18 protein-coding genes and 3 tRNA genes are annotated in these 17,330 nt (G+C 64.4%); 8 read left to right on the top strand and 13 right to left on the bottom strand.

Annotated features, from left to right (window positions below; genetic code table 11):
- Positions 1-2: 2 nt before the first annotated feature.
- The 6 genes from ACED18_RS03980 to ACED18_RS03955 form a co-directional block, all read right to left on the bottom strand.
- A complete protein-coding gene (locus ACED18_RS03980; protein WP_377289207.1) occupies positions 3-1,355 on the bottom strand; it encodes an MFS transporter in 1,353 nt (450 codons plus the stop codon).
- Positions 1,348-2,556, bottom strand: a complete 1,209-nt coding sequence (locus ACED18_RS03975; RefSeq protein ID WP_377289204.1) for a class I SAM-dependent methyltransferase — start codon at positions 2,554-2,556, stop codon at positions 1,348-1,350. Before ACED18_RS03975 ends, ACED18_RS03980 begins: the two co-directional genes overlap by 8 nt.
- 94 nt (positions 2,557-2,650) lie before the next feature.
- Positions 2,651-3,589: a DUF1365 domain-containing protein gene (locus ACED18_RS03970; protein ID WP_377289202.1), complete on the bottom strand. Its 939-nt coding sequence runs from the start codon at positions 3,587-3,589 to the stop codon at positions 2,651-2,653.
- Complete coding sequence (locus ACED18_RS03965; protein WP_377289200.1) at positions 3,586-4,935, bottom strand: NAD(P)/FAD-dependent oxidoreductase; 1,350 nt, start codon at positions 4,933-4,935, stop codon at positions 3,586-3,588. The genes ACED18_RS03970 and ACED18_RS03965 overlap by 4 nt, the downstream gene beginning before the upstream one ends.
- Positions 4,932-6,401, bottom strand: a complete 1,470-nt coding sequence (locus tag ACED18_RS03960) for a cryptochrome/photolyase family protein (protein ID WP_377289198.1) — start codon at positions 6,399-6,401, stop codon at positions 4,932-4,934. The genes ACED18_RS03965 and ACED18_RS03960 overlap by 4 nt, the downstream gene beginning before the upstream one ends.
- Positions 6,402-6,568: 167 nt before the next feature.
- Positions 6,569-6,643: transfer RNA gene (locus ACED18_RS03955), tRNA-Asn, on the bottom strand.
- A gap of 172 nt (positions 6,644-6,815) precedes the next feature.
- Between ACED18_RS03955 and ACED18_RS03950 the strand changes: the two genes are divergently transcribed.
- Together ACED18_RS03950 and ACED18_RS03945 are read left to right on the top strand one after the other, a co-directional pair.
- Positions 6,816-7,130, top strand: a complete 315-nt coding sequence (locus ACED18_RS03950) for a hypothetical protein (protein WP_377289196.1) — start codon at positions 6,816-6,818, stop codon at positions 7,128-7,130.
- Positions 7,131-7,281: 151 nt separating this feature from the next.
- A complete protein-coding gene (locus tag ACED18_RS03945) occupies positions 7,282-7,617 on the top strand; it encodes a hypothetical protein (RefSeq protein WP_377289194.1) in 336 nt (111 codons plus the stop codon).
- 323 nt (positions 7,618-7,940) lie between these two features.
- Here the strand turns inward: ACED18_RS03945 and ACED18_RS03940 are convergent.
- The 5 genes from ACED18_RS03940 to wrbA form a co-directional block, all read right to left on the bottom strand.
- Positions 7,941-8,014 (bottom strand) — tRNA-Cys (locus tag ACED18_RS03940).
- A 189-nt stretch (positions 8,015-8,203) separates the two neighbouring features.
- Positions 8,204-8,932: a transcriptional repressor LexA gene (gene lexA, locus ACED18_RS03935; RefSeq protein WP_377289192.1), complete on the bottom strand. Its 729-nt coding sequence runs from the start codon at positions 8,930-8,932 to the stop codon at positions 8,204-8,206.
- Between the two features lie 108 nt (positions 8,933-9,040).
- Positions 9,041-9,126: transfer RNA gene (locus ACED18_RS03930), tRNA-Leu, on the bottom strand.
- A gap of 85 nt (positions 9,127-9,211) precedes the next feature.
- Positions 9,212-9,454 (bottom strand): DUF2188 domain-containing protein, encoded by a 243-nt coding sequence (locus ACED18_RS03925; RefSeq protein ID WP_377289190.1) that lies wholly within the window; start codon positions 9,452-9,454, stop codon positions 9,212-9,214.
- Between the two features lie 224 nt (positions 9,455-9,678).
- On the bottom strand, positions 9,679-10,278 hold the full coding sequence (wrbA, locus tag ACED18_RS03920) for an NAD(P)H:quinone oxidoreductase type IV (RefSeq protein WP_377289189.1): 600 nt from the start codon (positions 10,276-10,278) through the stop codon (positions 9,679-9,681).
- 234 nt (positions 10,279-10,512) lie between these two features.
- Between wrbA and ACED18_RS03915 the strand changes: the two genes are divergently transcribed.
- Positions 10,513-11,271: a competence/damage-inducible protein A gene (locus tag ACED18_RS03915; protein WP_377289188.1), complete on the top strand. Its 759-nt coding sequence runs from the start codon at positions 10,513-10,515 to the stop codon at positions 11,269-11,271.
- A gap of 41 nt (positions 11,272-11,312) precedes the next feature.
- Here the strand turns inward: ACED18_RS03915 and ACED18_RS03910 are convergent, their stop codons facing one another.
- Positions 11,313-11,888: a hypothetical protein gene (locus ACED18_RS03910; RefSeq protein ID WP_377291017.1), complete on the bottom strand. Its 576-nt coding sequence runs from the start codon at positions 11,886-11,888 to the stop codon at positions 11,313-11,315.
- 107 nt (positions 11,889-11,995) lie between these two features.
- Positions 11,996-13,453, bottom strand: coding sequence for a TrkH family potassium uptake protein (locus tag ACED18_RS03905; RefSeq protein WP_377289187.1), 1,458 nt, complete (start codon positions 13,451-13,453; stop codon positions 11,996-11,998).
- A 128-nt stretch (positions 13,454-13,581) separates the two neighbouring features.
- On the opposite strand from ACED18_RS03905, the gene ilvA reads away from it, so the two are divergent.
- From ilvA to ACED18_RS03880, 5 genes are all read left to right on the top strand, one after another.
- Positions 13,582-14,847, top strand: a complete 1,266-nt coding sequence (gene ilvA, locus ACED18_RS03900) for a threonine ammonia-lyase (protein WP_377289186.1) — start codon at positions 13,582-13,584, stop codon at positions 14,845-14,847.
- A gap of 79 nt (positions 14,848-14,926) precedes the next feature.
- Entirely contained in the window at positions 14,927-15,238 is a 312-nt protein-coding gene (locus ACED18_RS03895; protein ID WP_377289185.1) for an HlyU family transcriptional regulator, read from the top strand.
- A gap of 154 nt (positions 15,239-15,392) precedes the next feature.
- Positions 15,393-16,643: a diguanylate cyclase gene (locus ACED18_RS03890; RefSeq protein ID WP_377289184.1), complete on the top strand. Its 1,251-nt coding sequence runs from the start codon at positions 15,393-15,395 to the stop codon at positions 16,641-16,643.
- A gap of 58 nt (positions 16,644-16,701) precedes the next feature.
- A complete protein-coding gene (locus ACED18_RS03885; RefSeq protein ID WP_377289182.1) occupies positions 16,702-17,007 on the top strand; it encodes a type II toxin-antitoxin system RelE/ParE family toxin in 306 nt (101 codons plus the stop codon).
- Positions 17,004-17,297 carry an addiction module antidote protein gene (locus tag ACED18_RS03880; RefSeq protein ID WP_377289180.1) on the top strand — a complete coding sequence of 98 codons (294 nt, stop codon included), beginning with the start codon at positions 17,004-17,006 and terminating at the stop codon, positions 17,295-17,297. The genes ACED18_RS03885 and ACED18_RS03880 overlap by 4 nt, the downstream gene beginning before the upstream one ends.
- The last annotated feature ends 33 nt before the right edge of the window (positions 17,298-17,330 follow it).

Below are 17,330 nucleotides of genomic sequence, written 5' to 3'. Positions count from 1 at the left end.
ACTCACGGCTTTCCGGCGCGGGCGCCGATCTTCGAGCGGAGATCGGCCTGCTCCGTTTCTCCGAGCGGAAAATTCCACATGAGCGCGATGGCCGCGAGCTTGAGCGCGATGGGCAGCCAGGCATAGAGCATGGCGAGCGCGAAGAGCGCGTCGTCGCTGTTGGCGGCGGCGGGCTCCGTCGAAAAGCCGGCAAGCGACAAAAGCGGAAAGACGATGCCGACGCCGGCGGCGAGCGAGAGTTTGGTCGCGAGCCCCCAGGCTGCGAAATAGAAGCCGCTGCGCTGGTCGCCGGAGGCGGCTGTGTCCGCATCGATCACATCGGCCTGGATGGCGGCGGGCAGCACGAGATCGAAGCCGAGCAGCACGCCCGTGAGCACGCAGACCAGCGCGAAGCCGACCATCGCGCCGGCCGGCAGATGCGGTGCGGCGGCGAAGACCGCGCAGGCGGCGATCATGGCGAGAGACCAGGCGCGGTGCTTGCCGAGCTTCCTTGCGACAAGCGACGCCAGCGGGATGCCGGCGATGCCGCAGAGGAAATAGAGGAAGAGGAAGGGGCCGCGCATGTCCGGCAGCTCCAGCCGGGCGGAGACGAAATAGAGGAAGAGCGTCGCGGGGATGCCGTTGGCGAGGCCGTTCAGGAAGAAGGCCGAGAGCAGGCGCAGGAAGGGGCGGTTTGCCGCGATCTCCTTCAGCGCGGCCTTGAGCGTCAGGGCGCTGACGGTCGCGTCGTCCGGCTCCGGCACGCGGCTGACGGTCAGTGCGCCCAGAAGCGGAAGGCTGATGGCGACGGTGACCCCGAGCGCCGCAAGGCCGGAAAAGCCTTTCGTTTCGAAGCCGAGCGCAAAGGGCATGACGATCGCCACCAGCGTGCCGATCAGCGTGAAGATTTCGCGCGTCGCGGCAAGCTGCGTGCGGCCGTGATAATCGGAGGCGAGTTCCGCACCCCAGGCGGAATAGGGCACCATGCTCAGCGTATAGGAGAGCGACAGCGCCAGCGACCAGACAGTGAGATAGACGAGCCCGGCATCGGCCGGCGGCCAGTAGAGCATCAGCGCCGAAAGGGCGGAGATCGGTAGGGACAGGGCGAACAAAGCGCGCCGCCGCCCGAAGGCCGGGCGCCAGCGGTCCGCGACATAGCCCGCCAGAGGATCGGTCAGGGCATCAAAGAGACGGACGGCGAGGAGCACCCAGCCGACGGCTGCGATCGAAAGGCCGATCGTCTCGGTATAATAGGTCGGCACCAGCGCATAGAGCGGCAGGCCGAGTGCCGCGAGCGGCGCGGCGGGGAGGGCGTAGGCGAGGCGGGTCCGGCCCGTCTCTTTCCGGCCTTCCCCGGCCAGCGCATCGTCACGCATAGACGACCTGGCGGACGTCGATGTTGCGGGCGCGGAAGCCAGCCTCGCAGTAGAAGAAATAGAACTCCCACAGCCGCTTGAAGCGCCTGTCGAAGCCCAGCGCCTCGACCTTGTCCCACACTGCCCAGAAGCGTTCGCGCCATTCGGCGAGCGTGCGGGCATAATCGAGACCGAAGCCCATGTCGGCGACCATGGTGAGCCCGTGGTCGCGGCCAATCGAGACAAGATGCTCGCGGGTCGGCAGCATGCCGCCGGGGAAGACATATTTCTGGATGAAATCCGGGTTGGCCCGATATTCCTCGTAGCTTTCCTTCTGGATCGTGATGATCTGCAGCCCGGCCTTGCCGCCCGGCTTCAGGCAGCGGCGGACCTGGCTGAAATAGGCCGGCCAGTATTTCTCCCCGACCGCCTCGAACATCTCGATCGAGACGATGCGGTCGTAGACGCCCGTTTCGTCGCGGTAGTCCTGGAACTTGATCTCCACCTTGTCCGACAGGCCCTTGCGCTCCATGCGCTCGCGGGCGAAGGCCAGTTGCTCGCTGCTGATCGTGAGGCCGGTCACCTTGCATCCGATCTCGGCGGCGGCAAACTCGGCGAAACCACCCCAGCCGCAGCCGATTTCCAGCACATGGTGCTCCGGCTTGAGGCCGATCGCCTCGGCCAGCGCGCGGTACTTTGCCGTCTGGGCGCTTTGCAGGTCATTGGCGCCGGTCTGGTAGAGGGCCGACGAATAGGTCATCGTCGGATCCAGCCATTCGCGGTAGAAGGCGTTGCCGAGATCGTAATGGGCGGAAATGTTGCGCCGCGAGCCCTTGCGGGTGTTCTCGTTCATCCAGTGGCGGAACTTCTCGATGAGGCGCAGCACGCCGCGCGCGCCGTTCGGAAATTTCGCGCCGACCTCGCTGTTGACGAGGAAGAGTTCCAGGAAGGCGCCGACATCCGGGCTGTCCCAGTCGCCGTCCATGTAGCTTTCGGCGACCGCGATCGTGCCGCCGGTCAGGGCGCGCTGCGGCAGGTTCCAGTTGTGCAGCGTGACGGCGGCGTTCGGGCCCGAGGTGCGGCCGCGGATCATCACGGTGCGGCCATCCGGCATGGTCAGTTGCAGCGAGCCGGCCTGCAGGTTGACCAGCCCCTTCAGCACCAGCCTGGCGCGGGCCGGGAGGCCGCGCAGGTGGCTGGCGAGGCTCTCCTTGGAGAGCATCTCGACGGTTCCTGTCTGTGAACAAAAGCGATTGTGTGGGTTCATGACGTCACGCCTTTCACCTGTCTCCTCATCCCCGTGCGGCAGCCTAGCGTCATTCCGCGGCCTCGCCAAGGATGGAGCCGTTGCCGGCAGAAGAGACGTTATCCGAGCTTGCCTGTTTGCGATGGAGGGGTTCACGACGACCGTTCTGCCACAGGCTCTGCTCGGCTTTCGGCGGTTCGGGTCGAGGAATATAACGCACGCCCTTGAGGAAAAGTTTCAACGCTTCCCAATGAATGGCGCCGAGGATCTTTGCTGTCAGCATCGGCATGCGGCCGACAAGGGCGAGCAGCGTGCGGGTTGTCAGCGGCTTGAGATCGCCGGCAAAAGTCGCCGACAGGAGCGGCCCGCCTTCATCCGTTTCGAGGATGCGCCAGCGGATCGCGCGGCCGGGCGGCAGCATGCGGAAGTGATAGCGGGCGTGAAGCGCGATGAAGGGCGAGACGTGGAAGATCTTTTCCGCGCTCTGGCGAATGCCGGCAGGGCTTACATCACCCGAAAGCACCGGGCAGACATAGGTGTGGCGCTCGCCGAAAGTGTTGCGTACCTCGTAGATGATCGCGGCCAGCGCCCCGTCTGCCGCATAGGCATAGTAGACCGCCAGCGGATTGAAGACCTTGCCGAGCACGCGCGGGTAGCAGACGAGCAGGACGCGCGCCGGCGGCGTTTCCAGCCCGGCATCGGCCAGGAGCCCGTTCACCCAGCCGCGCAGGCCGCGCGGCGTGCGGCCGCCATGGTCGCTCTCGTGGAAGGAGAGCAGGTTGAAGCGGTTGACGGAGAAAAGCCGCGACAGGCCGTCGGCCTCCTCCAGACGGTCGAGATCCACCATCAGCGAGAAGACATCATAGGTGAAGCGATGGCCGACCGGCTTCATGCGCTGGTGCATGACGCTGCCATCGAAGAAGGCGGCGGCGGCATCCGGCGCCGGGCCGTTCGCGGCCATGTCCGCGCCGGCCCGTGATGCGGTCTGCCAGGTCGCGCGATCGCTCATTCGGCCGCCTCGAGATGCGGCAGCACCGTGCCCGTCTGGCGCCAAGGGATGATGCCGCCCAGCGCTTCGGCCGCGGCAAGGCCCGAGGAGAGCCCGTCCTCGTGGAAGCCGTAGCCGGTCCAGGCGCCTGCGAAGAAGGTGTGGTTGGTGCCCTGCATGCCCTTCAGCCGCGCCTGTGCGGCCATGGAGCGGGCGCCGAACTGCGGATGGTCGTAGCTGAATTCGCGGAAGACGAGATCGCGGGCCGGCTCCCGGTCGGGATTCAGCGTCACGAAGAGCGGCTTCTTCGCATCAATGCCCTGCAGGCGGTTCATCCAGTAGGTGACGGCAACGCCCTGCGCGCCGGTCGGCTGGCTCGAGCGCAGATAGTTCCACGAGGACCAGACCCGCGTGCGCTTCGGCATCAGGTCCGGGTCACGGTGCAGCACCACGCGGTTGGCCTGATAGGGGACAGAGGTGAGGATGGCGCGTTCGTCGGCACTCGCGTCGCGCAGGAGGGCAAGCGTCTGGTCGCTATGGGCGGCGAAGATGACCTTGTCGAAGGCATGCGTTTCGCCGTCCGTCGTCTCGATCGTCACGCCCTGGGCGTGGCGGGTGACGCCGGCAACGCCGAGCCCGATCTTCACGCGGTTGCCGAGCGGCTTCAAAAGCTTCGTCAGGTAATTGCGGCTGCCGCCGCTGACCGTGCGCCAGCGGTGCGGCGTCATGTGAACGAGGCGGTGATTGTCGAAGAAATTGACGAAATGCTCGGCCGGGAACTCCATCATCCGGCCGGCTTCCGTGGACCAGATCGCCGCTGCCATGGGGATCAGGTAATTGTTGGTGAAGCCCGGCGAGAAGCCACGCCAGTTCAGGTACTCGCCGATCGACATGGCCTGCAGGCGACCTGCGGTCCGATCGGCGATGCAGAGCTTGTTGAAGCGCAGGATTTCGCGGATCATCCAGAGGAAGGAGGGGCGCAGAAGGTTGCGCTTCTGGGCGAAAAGCGTGGAGAGATTGTCGCCGCTCCATTCCAGCTTGCCGCGATCGAGCGAGAGCGAAAAGCTCATGTCGCTCGCATGGGTCTCGACGCCGAGTTCGGCAAACAGCGCCGTCAGGTTCGGGTAGTTGGCCTCGTTGTAGACGATGAAGCCCGTATCCACGGCGATATGCGTGCCGAGATAGTCGATATCGACGGTGGCCGTATGACCGCCGGCGCGGGCGTCCTTCTCGAACAGCGTCACATCGTGCACGCCGTGCAGGGCCCAGGCGGCGGACGCACCGGAAATGCCGCTGCCGATGACCGCTATCTTCAGCCGGCGCCCGGTGTCGGAGGAAGAGGGCAGTGTGTGGATGGTCGCGGTCATTGCGGCTCCTCTAGGGACTTGAAGGCTTTCAGCGCACGGTCGCGCGCCTCGTGATGGTCGACGATGGGCGTCGGATAGGTTTTGCCGAGCGTGACGCCCGCCGCTTTCAGCTGATCCAGCTTCGCCTCGAAGGGGCGGTGGATGACCTTGGCGTCGAGCTTTGCAAGCTCCGGCACGAAGCGGCGGATATAGGCACCGTCGGGATCGAATTTCTCGCCCTGCAGGATGGGATTGAAGATGCGGAAGAAGGGTGCTGCATCCGCACCCGAGCCGGCCACCCACTGCCAGCTCGCCGCATTGGAAGCCGGGTCGGCATCGACCAGCGTGTCGCGAAACCAGGCCTCGCCTTCGCGCCAGTCGATCATCAGGTCCTTGATGAGGAAGGAGGCGGCAATCATGCGCACGCGATTGTGCATGAAGCCGTGCCGCCAGAGCTGGCGCATGCCGGCGTCGACGATCGGGTAGCCGGTTTCGCCGCGCTGCCAGTGCTTCAGCGCCGTCTTGTTGCTGACCCAGGGGAAGCTATCGAACTTCGGCTGAAGATTGCGGCGGTCGAGGTGGGGATTGTGGAAGAGGAGGTGGTAGGAGAAATCGCGCCAGGCAAGTTCTTTTCGAAAATGCGTGATGTCATCCGGCGGCGCCTTAACGCCGCGTGTTGCATGCCAGACCATGGCCGGGCTGATCTCGCCCATGGCGAGATGCGGCGAGAGCATCGAGGTCGTCTCGCCATCGGGATGGTCGCGATTGGTCTTGTAGCCGGCAAGCGCCTGTTTCACGAAGCTCTTCAGACGCTTGGCGGCGCCCGCCTCGCCGGGCTCCCAGACTTCGTGGAAGGTCTTCGCCCAGTCCGGCTTTTCGGGTAGCAGGGACCAGTCTGAGAGGCGTTCGCCTTTCAGACTCTTGTCAAAGGACGCCAGCTTCTTGGGGGCGGCGATCGGTTCATCCGGTTCGCCATCGGCTTCCAGCGCGCGCCAGAAGGGCGTGTAGACGCGGAACGGGCCGCCGCTCTTGGTCTTGAGGGTCGACGGTTCGTGCATGAGCTGGCCGGCAAAGCTGCGGACCTCGATGCCGTCGCTCTTCAGCCGGTCCTTCAGGGGGCCGTCTACGGCGATGCCCTTGGGGTCATAGCGGCGGTTCCAGTAGACCGCGCCGGCGCCTGTTTCCTTGATGAGATCGTCGAGAACGGCATCGGCGCTGCCGGTCTTCAGAAGAAGCTCCACGCCGGCGCTCGAGAGGCCGTCGGCAAGCGCTTGCAACGAATGATGTAGCCACCACGCCTGCGCGGCGCCGAGCGGGCCATTGCCCGTCTTTTCCGGCTCGCGGATGTAGATCGCGATAATAGGGCGGCCCGTGTCAGCGGCGGCGGAGAGCGCGTGGTTGTCGGACAGGCGCAGGTCACGCCGGAACCACACGATGACGGGGGTGTACCGCCCGCGATCTGTTGATTCCTGATTTTCCGTTGACATTCAAAACCCTGACTTTCGAGATTGCCGACCGTGTACGCAGGTACGGTGTTCCCGGATCAAAGGTTTCACCTCGTCCGATCATTTCCTGAAATGAGAATCCGATCAACAAGAAGCGGCTCACATGGGCGTGAGTTTTTCTCTCATCAACGGAAAAGTTTGGAAGAATTTGGCTCCCCGGGCCGGATTCGAACCGGCGACCTGTCGATTAACAGTCGAATGCTCTACCGCTGAGCTACCAGGGAACGTCTGCGGCGAAGGCGTTTGCTTGCGCCGCTGATGTGGTGCTGCTCATACTGATGCTTTCCGGATTTGCCAAGCGCAAAAATCAAAAAAATGCATTCGGCCCGCAATGAATCGGCCGTGTCGGGCTCCAGCCCTTGCCAAACTGTGGACAAGCAACCATCTCCCGGCACCATGACACAGACACATGAGAGCAACGACAAGCCGAAGCCGCGTTTCGGCATCGATCCTCGCACCGGCAAGCTGATGCTGGGCTCCTTTGGCATGCGCCTGCCGCAGTCGCGGGGCCTGCGCATCGGCATCGGCATTGCGCTGATCATCTTCGGCTGCCTGGGCTTTCTGCCGATTCTCGGCTTCTGGATGGTGCCGCTCGGTCTTCTCGTGCTGTCCAACGACCTGCCGGCCGTGCGGCGATGGCGCCGGCGCCTTGCCGTGTGGTGGGCGCGCCGCCGGCAGCAGCGCCAGGGACAGACGCGCCGCGATTCGTAAGCATCCCCTCATCAAAAACCGTTGCGCGCCGGAACCAGCCTTCATTCCGTGCGTTACCCCTCCCGAAAACCGGCGGCTCATCCCATGAGCAAACTCAAGAGCCGCCGACAGGATCAACACTGCCCGTATCACAGATGGGCGAGGAGGCTTCATGAAGACGATTCTCTCTGTTTCGGCGCTTGCCATTGCCATGACCATGGGCACTTTCGCGGGTGTCGCACCGGCCGCCGCCCAGGATCTCGAACTGAGGATCGGCCCCGATGGCGTGCGTCCGATCGTTCGCGACCGCGAGGCCGAGCGCGATCGTCTGCGTGACCGCGCCCGTGGCTGCAGCGAGCGCGAAGCCCGCTTCGCCGCCCGCCAGGCCGGCCTGCGCGATCCCGAGGTCGTGCGTGTGACGCCGCGCCGGATCGTTGTTGAAGGCATGACGCGCCGCGGCCCGGATGAAATCGTGTTCGCCAACGTGCGTGGCTGCCCGGAACTCTGATTTGCAGCCGTCGGCAGGAGATGTCGACAGGACACAAGGGGTGGCCGCAAGGCCGCCCCTTTTTGATGTGGGGCCGCCCGTTTCAATATGAGGCCGCGCATTGCGATGCGGGGAGTGCGTCTGGATGCTCGTACGGGCCGCGCCGCGTGGCCGTTGCTCTGCCAAGCGAGCCGCCAGACCACGGCACCATCCCGTCGAAGCTTACTGAGGGCTGACAGCTTGAGCGCCGACAGGCACCTTGCGGCATTCGCCAGCGCCGCGCAGAAGGCCGCGGACGCGCTCAGCGCGCGCCTTGGTGTCGTCCGTCAAGCTCTTGAGTTTGTTGGAGGCCTCGCCCGGAATTGAACCGGGGTACAAGGATTTGCAGTCCTCTGCGTCACCACTCCGCCACGAGGCCTCGCTGCGGTCCGGCTTGTCGCCGGATGTGAGGGGCGTTTAGACCGATTTCAAAGTAAGCGCAAGCGCTCTCCAATCAAACCGGGGGATTTTTGCGTTTCGTCCACGACAGGCCTGTGACGCCCTGCCGGCCGACGCCGGTCCTGATGCGATGAGGCCCGGCTGCCCGGAGCGACGGGCGGCGTGCGTGTCAGTGGTAGCGGCGGATGAGGCCGACGAGCTTGCCCTGGATCTTGACGCGGTCGGGACCGAAGATGCGGGTCTCGTAGGCGGGGTTGGCGGCCTCGAGCGCGATGGAGGCACCCTTGCGGCGGAAGCGCTTGAGGGTTGCTTCCTCGTCATCCACGAGGGCGACGACGATCTCGCCCGGGTTGGCGGTGCTGGAATTGCGGATGATGACCGTGTCGCCGTCGAGAATGCCGGCCTCGATCATCGAATCGCCCTTCACCTCCAGCGCGTAGTGGTCCCCGTTGCCGAGCATTTCCATGGGCACGGCGATTTCGTGGGTGGTGTTCTGGATGGCGGAGATGGGCACGCCGGCTGCGATGCGCCCCATGACGGGAACGGAGACGGATCCGCCATCCTCGCTCTTTGCGGCCGGCCTGGGGGGCTGCACGTTGGCCGCAGCCGGTGCCGTCTTGCCGAGCGAGCCTTCGATGACGCTTGGCGAAAAGCCGCGGCGGGGCGCGAGCGTCGGCTGGTAGGCTTCCGGCAGCTTGATGACCTCGAGCGCGCGCGCCCGGTTCGGCAGGCGGCGGATGAAGCCGCGTTCTTCCAGTGCCGTGATCAGGCGATGGATGCCCGACTTGGAGGCCAGATCGAGCGCATCCTTCATCTCGTCGAAGGATGGCGGAACGCCGGATTCCTTCATCCGCTCATGGATGAAGAGCAGCAGTTCCTGTTGCTTGCGGGTCAGCATGCTTGGCCTCCAGAATCGGAAACAAATCCAGAACGGACACTATCTGTTCCATTTGTGTTCCGCAAGGGGCTAAGAAAGGATGAAGGCGGGGCGGTTAGGCTGAAATTCTGGTGGCCGCTGTGGGAATCGAACCCACACGGGCGTTGCCCGAGGCATTTTAAGTGCCTTCCGTCTACCAGTTTCGGCAAGCGGCCACATCCGGGCCCTCATGCCCGAATGTGGCGATTCAGGCAAGGCGTGTGTGGTTGCTGCCGAATCAGGATGGTGACCGTTGCGATCTCAGCCGTCGACGACTTCGGTCTCGGGGCGGTCGCCGCCATCGGCGTGTTCGGTGTGCCAGTTGCCCTTGTCGTCCTGATAGAGGATTTCGGCATCCTCGCCGCCCACCTGCTGCTCGATGGCCGCGATCTTGGCGGCGCGCAGGGCTGCCTTGTGGGTGGGGAAGCTTTCGGAAAAGGCGCCGTCGAGCTGGTAGGCCCAGCCGCCGTCATGTTCGACGATCGTGTAGCGAATGACTGTCATCGGGTTCTCCTTGGGGTTCTCCTCGGGGGGCATCCTTCGGCGCCGTTGCCGGTGCAGCGGGAAAACGACGCGCAGGGCCGACCGGTTCCGTCGCGCAGACGGCGACAGTCTATCACGGGAGACGGCGCCGCGGACACGCCTTGCGGGCGAGGGGAGACGACAACGAAAAGAGCCCTGCCTGCATGGCTGCAGGCAGGGCTCCGGAGGGGCACAGGCCGGATGGATCAGGCCGAGAGCTTGGAAGAGAGCTTGGCGACGTGGGCGCCCTGGTAGCGGGCGCCTTCCAGCTCGATTTCGGAGGGCTGGCGCGAGCCGTCGCCGTCGGTGATGGTGGAGGCGCCGTAGGGCGAATTGCCCTTGACGGCTTCAACGCCCATCTGGCCCTGGAAGGCGTAGGGCAGGCCGGCGAAGACCATGCCATGGTGCAGGAAGGTGGGGATGAAGCCCATGATCGTCGTTTCCTGGCCGCCATGCTGGGTGGCCGTGGAGGTGAACATGGCGCCGACCTTGCCGACCAGCTTGCCGTTGAACCACAGGCCGCCGGTCTGGTCCCAGAAATTGCGCATCTGCGAGGCGACCGTGCCGTAGCGCGTGCCGGCGCCGACGATGATGGCGTCGTAGTCGGCGAGTTCGTCGACGGTGGCGATCGGGGCGGCCTGGTCGAGCTTGTAGTGCGAGGCCTTGGCGACGTCTTCGGAGACGAGTTCCGGAACGCGCTTGACGGTCACGTCGGCACCGGCCGAGCGTGCACCTTCGGCAACGGCATTGGCCATGGTTTCAATGTGGCCGTAAGCGGAATAGTAGAGAACCAGTACCTTTGCCATCGTCGTCTCCTTGGTGTTTGCGAACAATCTGTTTGCGGGCAAATCGCTTGCCCGTCCCTGGCGAAACGTTCTAACAGATTGGCATCGATCGGCCAGTCGCGGCCTGCGAACGCACTGTTCACAAAATGCGACAGGTCCGGTCACATTGTCGTCGCGTAGAACACGATGACACCGGCTGTCCACGCCGAGCCTTGGCAGTCCCGTTCCCCTTTTCGTCCTTCTGGAGCCATGCCCGTGAAAGCAACCGTCTCTGCCGCCATCCTCGCCATTGGCGACGAGCTTCTCTCCGGTCGCACCAAGGACAAGAATATCGGCTTCCTGGCGGAAAACCTGACGCTTGCCGGGATCGACCTCAAGGAAGTGCGGATCGTGCCCGACGAGGAGCCGGAGATCGTCGCGGCAGTCAACGCGCTTCGGGCGCGCTACACCTATGTCTTCACCTCCGGCGGCATCGGGCCGACCCATGACGACATCACCGCCGATGCGATTTCGGCAGCCTTCGGCGTCGAATGCCGTCACGATGACGCGGCCATGGAACTGCTCGGCGCGATGTATGCCCGCCGCGGCATGGAGTTTACCGAGGCGCGCCAGCGCATGGCGCGCATGCCGGTCGGCGCGCGCCACATTCCCAATCCCGTTTCCACGGCCCCCGGCTTCGTCATCGGCAATGTGCATGTGATGGCGGGCGTACCGCAGGTGTTCCAGGCGATGGTCGCGGCCGTGCTGCCGACGCTTTCGGGCGGCGTTCCCGTGCAGTCGCGCTCGGTGCGCTCGCATTTCGGCGAGGGCGACATCGGCACGCCGCTCGGCGAGATCCAGAAGCGCCATCCGGAGACCAGCATCGGCTCCTACCCGAAGTTCGACGGGCAGAATTTCTCGACAGAGATCGTGGTGCGGGCGCGCACGCCGGAGGCCATCGATGCCGCCATTACCGACGTCGAGGCCATGCTTGCCGACATCGCTGCGCGCAAGGTCGCGCCGAAGCCTGACTGAGCGGGCTTCGATCCGCGGAGCGGGCGATGCAGCGTGCAGCCTTACTGGGCGGCGATCGTGAACTTCTGATCGACCGTTGCGGTGCGGTTTCCGTTGATGTCGTTGAAGTGGTAGCGCACGACGTAATCGCCGGCCGGCGCGCCGCCGACATCGATCGTCAGGGTCGAATAGATTTCCTGGTTGCGCACGTAGCCGGTGAAGGTGAAGTCGCCGAAAGCCTTCTGGCTCGCGAGCACCTGGCCCTCGGGGTTCAGGATGTCGAAATCCACGGTGAAATGCGTTTCGATCTGGCCGGCGGTGGCGGCCGGCTTCCAGGTCAGGCCGATCGGTTCCACGTAGGAGACCAGCGACTCGCCCGGCTTGAAGACCGGCGAGTCCTTCGGCTGGTACATGGCGTAGCCCTTGGGATCGCTGGTCACGAACACGGCCTTGCCGATGGTGAAGGGCAGTTGCGCGGAAAATTCGCTGACGGCCTCGCGCAGCGTTTCATGGGCGCCGAGCACGTCTCCGGCGGCAGCCTGTTCCTCGGCCTTCTTGGCGGCGTCAGCCAGCGGGCCGGCGAGCGCCGGGAGGGCGAAAAGTGCCGCCGCGGTCGCGGACATCATCAGTGTCTTCATCAGCTTACGCGCAATCATGTCCGTCCCCATCTCGCTGGTTGCGGGGCGGAGACTTCGGCATTTGACCTTTTCTGTCAAGCCGTCAGGACAGCGCCGATCGACCAATTTCAGCGGCGCCAGAAGACCGGTGTCAGGATCACGAGAACGGTGAGGATTTCGAGGCGCCCGAGCAGCATCATGACCGAGAGCAGGTAGAGTTCCGGCGCGGCGAGGGAGGAGAAATTGCCGACCGGGCCGATGAGCGGACCAAGGCCGGGACCGACATTGGAAAGCGCGGTGATGACGGCAGAGGTCGCGGTGATGAAGTCATAGCCAAGCAGCGCCATCACCAGCGAACCGAACACCCAGAGCAGCAGGTAGATGATGACGAAGAGGAAGATGGCGCGCTGCGTGTCGGCATCCACCGTCTTGCCGCCGTAGCGCACGTGGTAGATCGCGTCGGGATAGACGAGGCGGTTCACGCCGGCGCGGATGGCGTTGAAAAGGATGATGAAGCGGTATGCCTTCAGTCCGCCCGCGGTCGAGCCGGAGCAGCCGCCGACGAAGGTCGCGATGAAGGCGAGCATGACCACGAAGGGCCCCCAGAGGGAATAGTCTGTGCTGGCATAGCCGGTGGTCGAGAGAATGGAGGTGACGTTGAAGAAGGCGTGGATCAGCGCATCATCGAAGGGCGCGCCATTGACGAGGCGGTGGTAGACGCCTGCGGCCATCGAAAAGAGCGTGAGATAGAGCAGGAAGACGATGATCTGCGGGTCGCGCAGCGCATGCACCCGGCCGCGCACGAGGAAGACGATCAGGATGGAAAAGGGCAGGCTGCACAGCGCCATGAAGAAGGTGGCCGCGACCAGGAGGCCCGTATCGTCGGCATAATAGCCGAAAGAGGCGTCCTTGGTCGAAAAGCCGCCGGTGGCGATGGTCGACATGGCGTGGTTCAGCGCATCGAAGCCGGTCATTCCGAGGCTGGCATAGGTGATGGTGCAGAGCGCGGTGATGCCGACATAGACGGCAACGAAGGCGCGGGTGAAGTTCGCGATGCGGGCAAAGGTCTTCTCGTTGGTGTCGGAGCTTTCCATCTTGAAGAAGGACATGCCGCCGACCCTGAGAAAGGGCATGATGAAGAGGCCGAGCGCCACGACGCCGATGCCGCCCAGCCAGCAGATCAGCGAGCGCCACAGAAGAAGGCCGGGCGGTGCGTTGTCGAGGCCGACGATGACCGTGCTGCCCGTGGTGGTGATGCCGGAGACCGATTCGAAGATCGCCTGGGCGAAGGTCAGGTTGAGGGACGAGAGCCAGAGCGGCAGCGCGCCGATGACGGAAAAGCTGAGCCACAGCACGTTGACGACGAGAAAGCCGAAGCGCTTGGAGAAGGGCGGGGGACCGGAGCGCGTCGCGATCGCCGTCGCGCCGCAGAAGCTGCCGACCATGAAGGAGGAGAAGACGAACAGTTTCCAGTCCTCATGGCCGGCATAGAGATCGACGAAGGCGGGCAGCAGCATGGCGGCAGCGAGGTAGAGGCCGAAAATCGCGGAGACGTGCACGGCGTGCCGGAAGAGCATGGCGTTCAAGGGGATCGGTCCTCTGCGGGCGGCGATCAGCGGCCGCCATAGACAGCGCATCCCTCGCAAAATCGTGGTGCGCTGCGCCGCAATATGCCATAGCGGTCGTCATCTTCAACCGCAATGGGATGACGTCGATGCAGCCGGTCAGCGCATTCAGGGCGGGTGTGGACGAAGCCGCAGAGGCGATCCGCGGACTTTTTCCGGCCACGCCGCTGCAACTCAACGAACACCTGAGCAAGCGCTGGGGGGCGCGCGTCTATCTGAAGCGCGAGGATCTGTCGCCGGTGCGCTCCTACAAGATCCGCGGCGCCTTCAACTTCTTCCGCAAGATGCTGGCAGCTGATGATGCGCCGCGCACCTTCGTTTGCGCGTCGGCCGGCAACCACGCCCAGGGCTTTGCCTTCGTCTGCCGCCATTTCGGGGTCGAGGGCGTTGTCTACATGCCGGTTACCACGCCGCAGCAAAAGATCGACAAGACGCGCATGTTCGGCGGCGCCTTCATCACGATCCGCCTTGTCGGCGATATTTTCGACCAGTGCTACCGCGCCGCGCAGGAGCATGTGGCGGCGAGCGGCGCCGTGATGGTTCCGCCCTTCGATCATGACGACATCATCGAGGGACAGGCGAGCGTTGCGGCCGAGATCCTCGAGCAGTTGCCGGAGGGCGAGACGATCGACCGGCTCGTCATGCCGGTCGGCGGCGGCGGGTTGTCGGCAGGCCTGACCGGCTATCTCTCCGGCCAGGTGGCGCACGATGCCTTCCTTTTCGCCGAACCGACCGGCGCGCCGAGCCTGAAGCGCAGCCTGGAAGCGGGCGCGATCGTGACCCTGCCGCGCGTCGACAATTTCGTGGATGGCGCGGCGGTGGCGCGTATCGGCACGATCAATTTCGAACGGCTTTCCGCCTTTTCGTCCGGGCAGGTGATGCTTCTGCCGGAAAACGCGATCTGCGCCATGATGATCGAGATGCTGAATGTGGAAGGCGTGGTGCTGGAGCCCGCCGGCGCGCTGTCGCTGACCGCGCTCGAGGCGCTGGGACGCGAACGGCTTGAAGGGCAGACCGTCGTCGCGATCGTCTCCGGCGGCAATTTCGATTTCGAGCGTCTGCCCGACGTCAAGGAGCGCGCCATGCGTTATGCGGGGCTGAAGAAGTATTTCATCCTGCGCATGCCGCAGCGCCCCGGCGCGCTCAAGGACTTCCTGACGCTGCTCGGGGAGGAGGACGATATCGCCCGTTTCGAATATCTGAAGAAGTCGGCGCGCAACTTCGGCTCCGTGCTGATCGGCATCGAGACGAAGCGGCCGGAGAATTTTCCCCGTCTCATCGCCGCCTTCGAGGCGTCAGACCTGCAATATGAGGATATCACCGACAATGAGATCCTGTACAATCTGGTCATCTGAAGGCTTTGCTCCATATCAGCGAAGTCCGGATCGGGAGCGTGCTTTTCCTGGCGCTCTCACCTCACGCTAAGAGAGTGACATGGCATCGTTTTTCTCCAAACTTTTCGGTCGTTCCTCCGATACCGCAGCCGCACCGGCCAAGGAATCCGTGCAGATGCACGGTGACTGCACGATCCGTGCGACGCCGATGCGCGAGGGCGCGCAGTACCGGATCGCCGGCACGATCGAGAAGACCGTCGACGGCGCGGTGCTGAAGCGGACCTTCATTCGCGCCGACGTGTTTGCGAGCGAGCAGGACGTGCTCGACGCGACCTTCCGCAAGGCGCGCCAGATCATCGACCAGAACGGTGCCTCGCTCTTTTCGGACGGTGCGGCCAGCCGTCAGGTCTGAGCCGAACGCGGCCTGCCATGTGCCTGCGCGTTGCAGGGCAGGCTGTAGCGGCCGGGTCTTTCGGTCACCGTTTCCACCGGCCGGTGGGAACGGCTCCCTTGCTTCGCCGACGGGGCCTCGCTGACGGGGTCGAAGGATCCAAATCAGGCATCGCATGACAGTCCCGCATCTCTATATCCAGAACATGCTTCTCCTGCTCGGCGAAGCGGCATTTTACGTCTTCGTCATGGTCGGGCTTCTGCACCTGCGCCAGCGGATCGGGCTTGGCGTCTTCATCGCCGCGCTTGGCGTCATGCATTTCATCGAGACCTATCTGGCGGCCGTCTTCTATATTCCGCTCGCATTCGGCATCATTTCGCCGGGTTCCGTCGTCTTCTTTGCCGGCAAGCTGATGATGATCCTGCTTCTTTACGTGAAGGAGGATGCGTCCACGGTGCGCCAGCCGATCTACGGTCTCTTCATCGGCAATTTCCTGGTGCTCTTCATCGCGCTGGCGCTGCGCTTCCACGAGACGCTGCCGGTCGTGCCGGGCCGCTTTGCGGACATCGCCTTCCTCAACGAAATGGGCTGGCTGATGGTGTGGGGCACGCTGCTGCTCTATGTCGACGCGATCGGCATCATCCTGCTCTACGAGCGCCTGGGCCGCCTTCTGCCCGGTCATGTCATCCTGCGTTTCTTCCTCTGCGGGGCGGCGGTGCTGACCTTTGACCAGATCGGCTTCTACGCCGCACTCCAGACCGTGAACGGCGCCCCGAGCGCGGTGTTCTGGGGTGGCTGGTATGCCAAGATGGGGGCCGCATTGTTCTATTCCGTCGCCATCGGCCTTTACGTGCGCGCCACGAGCGGCGTCGTGCAGACGGCTTCCGGCCGGCCGCTGGGCGATGTCTTCAACGACCTGACGTTCCGCGAGCGCTATGAAAACCTGCTCGCCCATGCCGGCCGCGACAGCCTGACGGGTGCGCTGGACCGCGGCCGTTTCGAGACGGACGGGCAGGCGCTTGCCGCACGCTCGGCGCTTTCCGGCCTGATCATTCTCGATGCCGATCACTTCAAGGCCGTCAACGACCGCTTCGGCCATCCGGAAGGCGACCGCGTGCTGCGCGACCTCGTTCGCCTGGTCCAAGGCCGCCTGCCGCCCTCGACGGAGCTTTACCGCTATGGCGGGGAGGAATTCGTCGTGCTCGCCGATGGCGTGGATGTCGACCTTGCGGCGGTCGCCGAAACGCTGCGCCGCGCGGTGGAAGGCGAACTCGAGACCCGCGACGGCACGCCCGTCACCATCAGCCTCGGACTGGCCCGCACGCCCGTCGATGGCGCCGACCTGCCCGCCCTCGTCCAAGCTGCCGACCGCCGGCTCTACCGGGCCAAGCAGGCGGGGCGGAACCGGCTCGTGGCCGAGGGGTGAGGGACGTCCCGAGACGCGGTGCTCTTGACGAATTGTATCCATTGGGATACATTTTCTCATGGTGAAGTTCGAGAAGACGGCGGCATTCGATCGATGGCTGAGAGATCTCCGCGATCTGCAAGGGCGGGCGCGGATCCTTGCCCGCCTTGTTGCCGCCGAGCGTGGCCATCTGGGGGATTGCGCTCCTGTGGGCAGTGGCGTGTCGGAAATGCGGATCCACTACGGACCGGGTTACCGTCTCTATTTCACTCGGCGTGGCGAAACCCTCTATCTGCTGCTGATCGGCGGAGACAAAAGCTCCCAGCCGCGCGACATCCGGCGGGCCATCGAACTTGCAAATGCGCTGGGAAAGGACACGCGATGACGACCGAAATCACGACAGACTTCGATGTCAGCGACTATCTCGACAGTGACGAGATGATCGCCGCTTTCCTGTCCGCTGCGCTGGAAGATGAGGACGCGGATGTGTTTCTCGCGGCGCTCGGCCATGTGGCAAAGGCGAAAGGCATGGGAGAAATTGCAAAGGAAGCGGGTCTCGGCCGCGAAAGCCTTTACAAGGCCCTGAAGGAAGGCGCCCGCCCGCGTTATGATACGGTGGCGCGTGTACTGTCAGCGCTTGGCATGAAGCTGACAATCGTCGAAAAGGTCGCGTGAGGCGAGGCTTGCGCCCGTGACCCACCCTTCCCA

The organism is Rhizobium sp. SG2393 (genome assembly GCF_042610495.1).
Taxonomy (GTDB): Bacteria; Pseudomonadota; Alphaproteobacteria; order Rhizobiales; family Rhizobiaceae; genus RU20A.
Note: the sequence above shows the minus strand (reverse complement) of the source record. Positions and strands in the feature narration are given on the sequence as shown.

Bases quoted from the DNA above. Each gene is read 5' to 3' on its own strand.
- ACED18_RS03910 (WP_377291017.1), bottom strand. From the start codon at position 11,888: ATGAAGACACTGATGATGTCCGCGACCGCGGCGGCACTTTTCGCCCTC.
- ACED18_RS03945 (WP_377289194.1), top strand. From the start codon at position 7,282: ATGAAGACGATTCTCTCTGTTTCGGCGCTTGCCATTGCCATGACCATG.
- wrbA (WP_377289189.1), bottom strand. From the start codon at position 10,278: ATGGCAAAGGTACTGGTTCTCTACTATTCCGCTTACGGCCACATTGAA.
- lexA (WP_377289192.1), bottom strand. From the start codon at position 8,932: ATGCTGACCCGCAAGCAACAGGAACTGCTGCTCTTCATCCATGAGCGG.
- ACED18_RS03960 (WP_377289198.1), bottom strand. From the start codon at position 6,401: ATGTCAACGGAAAATCAGGAATCAACAGATCGCGGGCGGTACACCCCC.
- ACED18_RS03965 (WP_377289200.1), bottom strand. From the start codon at position 4,935: ATGACCGCGACCATCCACACACTGCCCTCTTCCTCCGACACCGGGCGC.
- ACED18_RS03980 (WP_377289207.1), bottom strand. From the start codon at position 1,355: ATGCGTGACGATGCGCTGGCCGGGGAAGGCCGGAAAGAGACGGGCCGG.
- ACED18_RS03970 (WP_377289202.1), bottom strand. From the start codon at position 3,589: ATGAGCGATCGCGCGACCTGGCAGACCGCATCACGGGCCGGCGCGGAC.
- ilvA (WP_377289186.1), top strand. From the start codon at position 13,582: ATGCAGCCGGTCAGCGCATTCAGGGCGGGTGTGGACGAAGCCGCAGAG.
- ACED18_RS03885 (WP_377289182.1), top strand. From the start codon at position 16,702: ATGGTGAAGTTCGAGAAGACGGCGGCATTCGATCGATGGCTGAGAGAT.
- ACED18_RS03880 (WP_377289180.1), top strand. From the start codon at position 17,004: ATGACGACCGAAATCACGACAGACTTCGATGTCAGCGACTATCTCGAC.
- ACED18_RS03895 (WP_377289185.1), top strand. From the start codon at position 14,927: ATGGCATCGTTTTTCTCCAAACTTTTCGGTCGTTCCTCCGATACCGCA.
- ACED18_RS03925 (WP_377289190.1), bottom strand. From the start codon at position 9,454: ATGACAGTCATTCGCTACACGATCGTCGAACATGACGGCGGCTGGGCC.
- ACED18_RS03890 (WP_377289184.1), top strand. From the start codon at position 15,393: ATGACAGTCCCGCATCTCTATATCCAGAACATGCTTCTCCTGCTCGGC.
- ACED18_RS03975 (WP_377289204.1), bottom strand. From the start codon at position 2,556: ATGCTCTCCAAGGAGAGCCTCGCCAGCCACCTGCGCGGCCTCCCGGCC.
- ACED18_RS03950 (WP_377289196.1), top strand. From the start codon at position 6,816: ATGACACAGACACATGAGAGCAACGACAAGCCGAAGCCGCGTTTCGGC.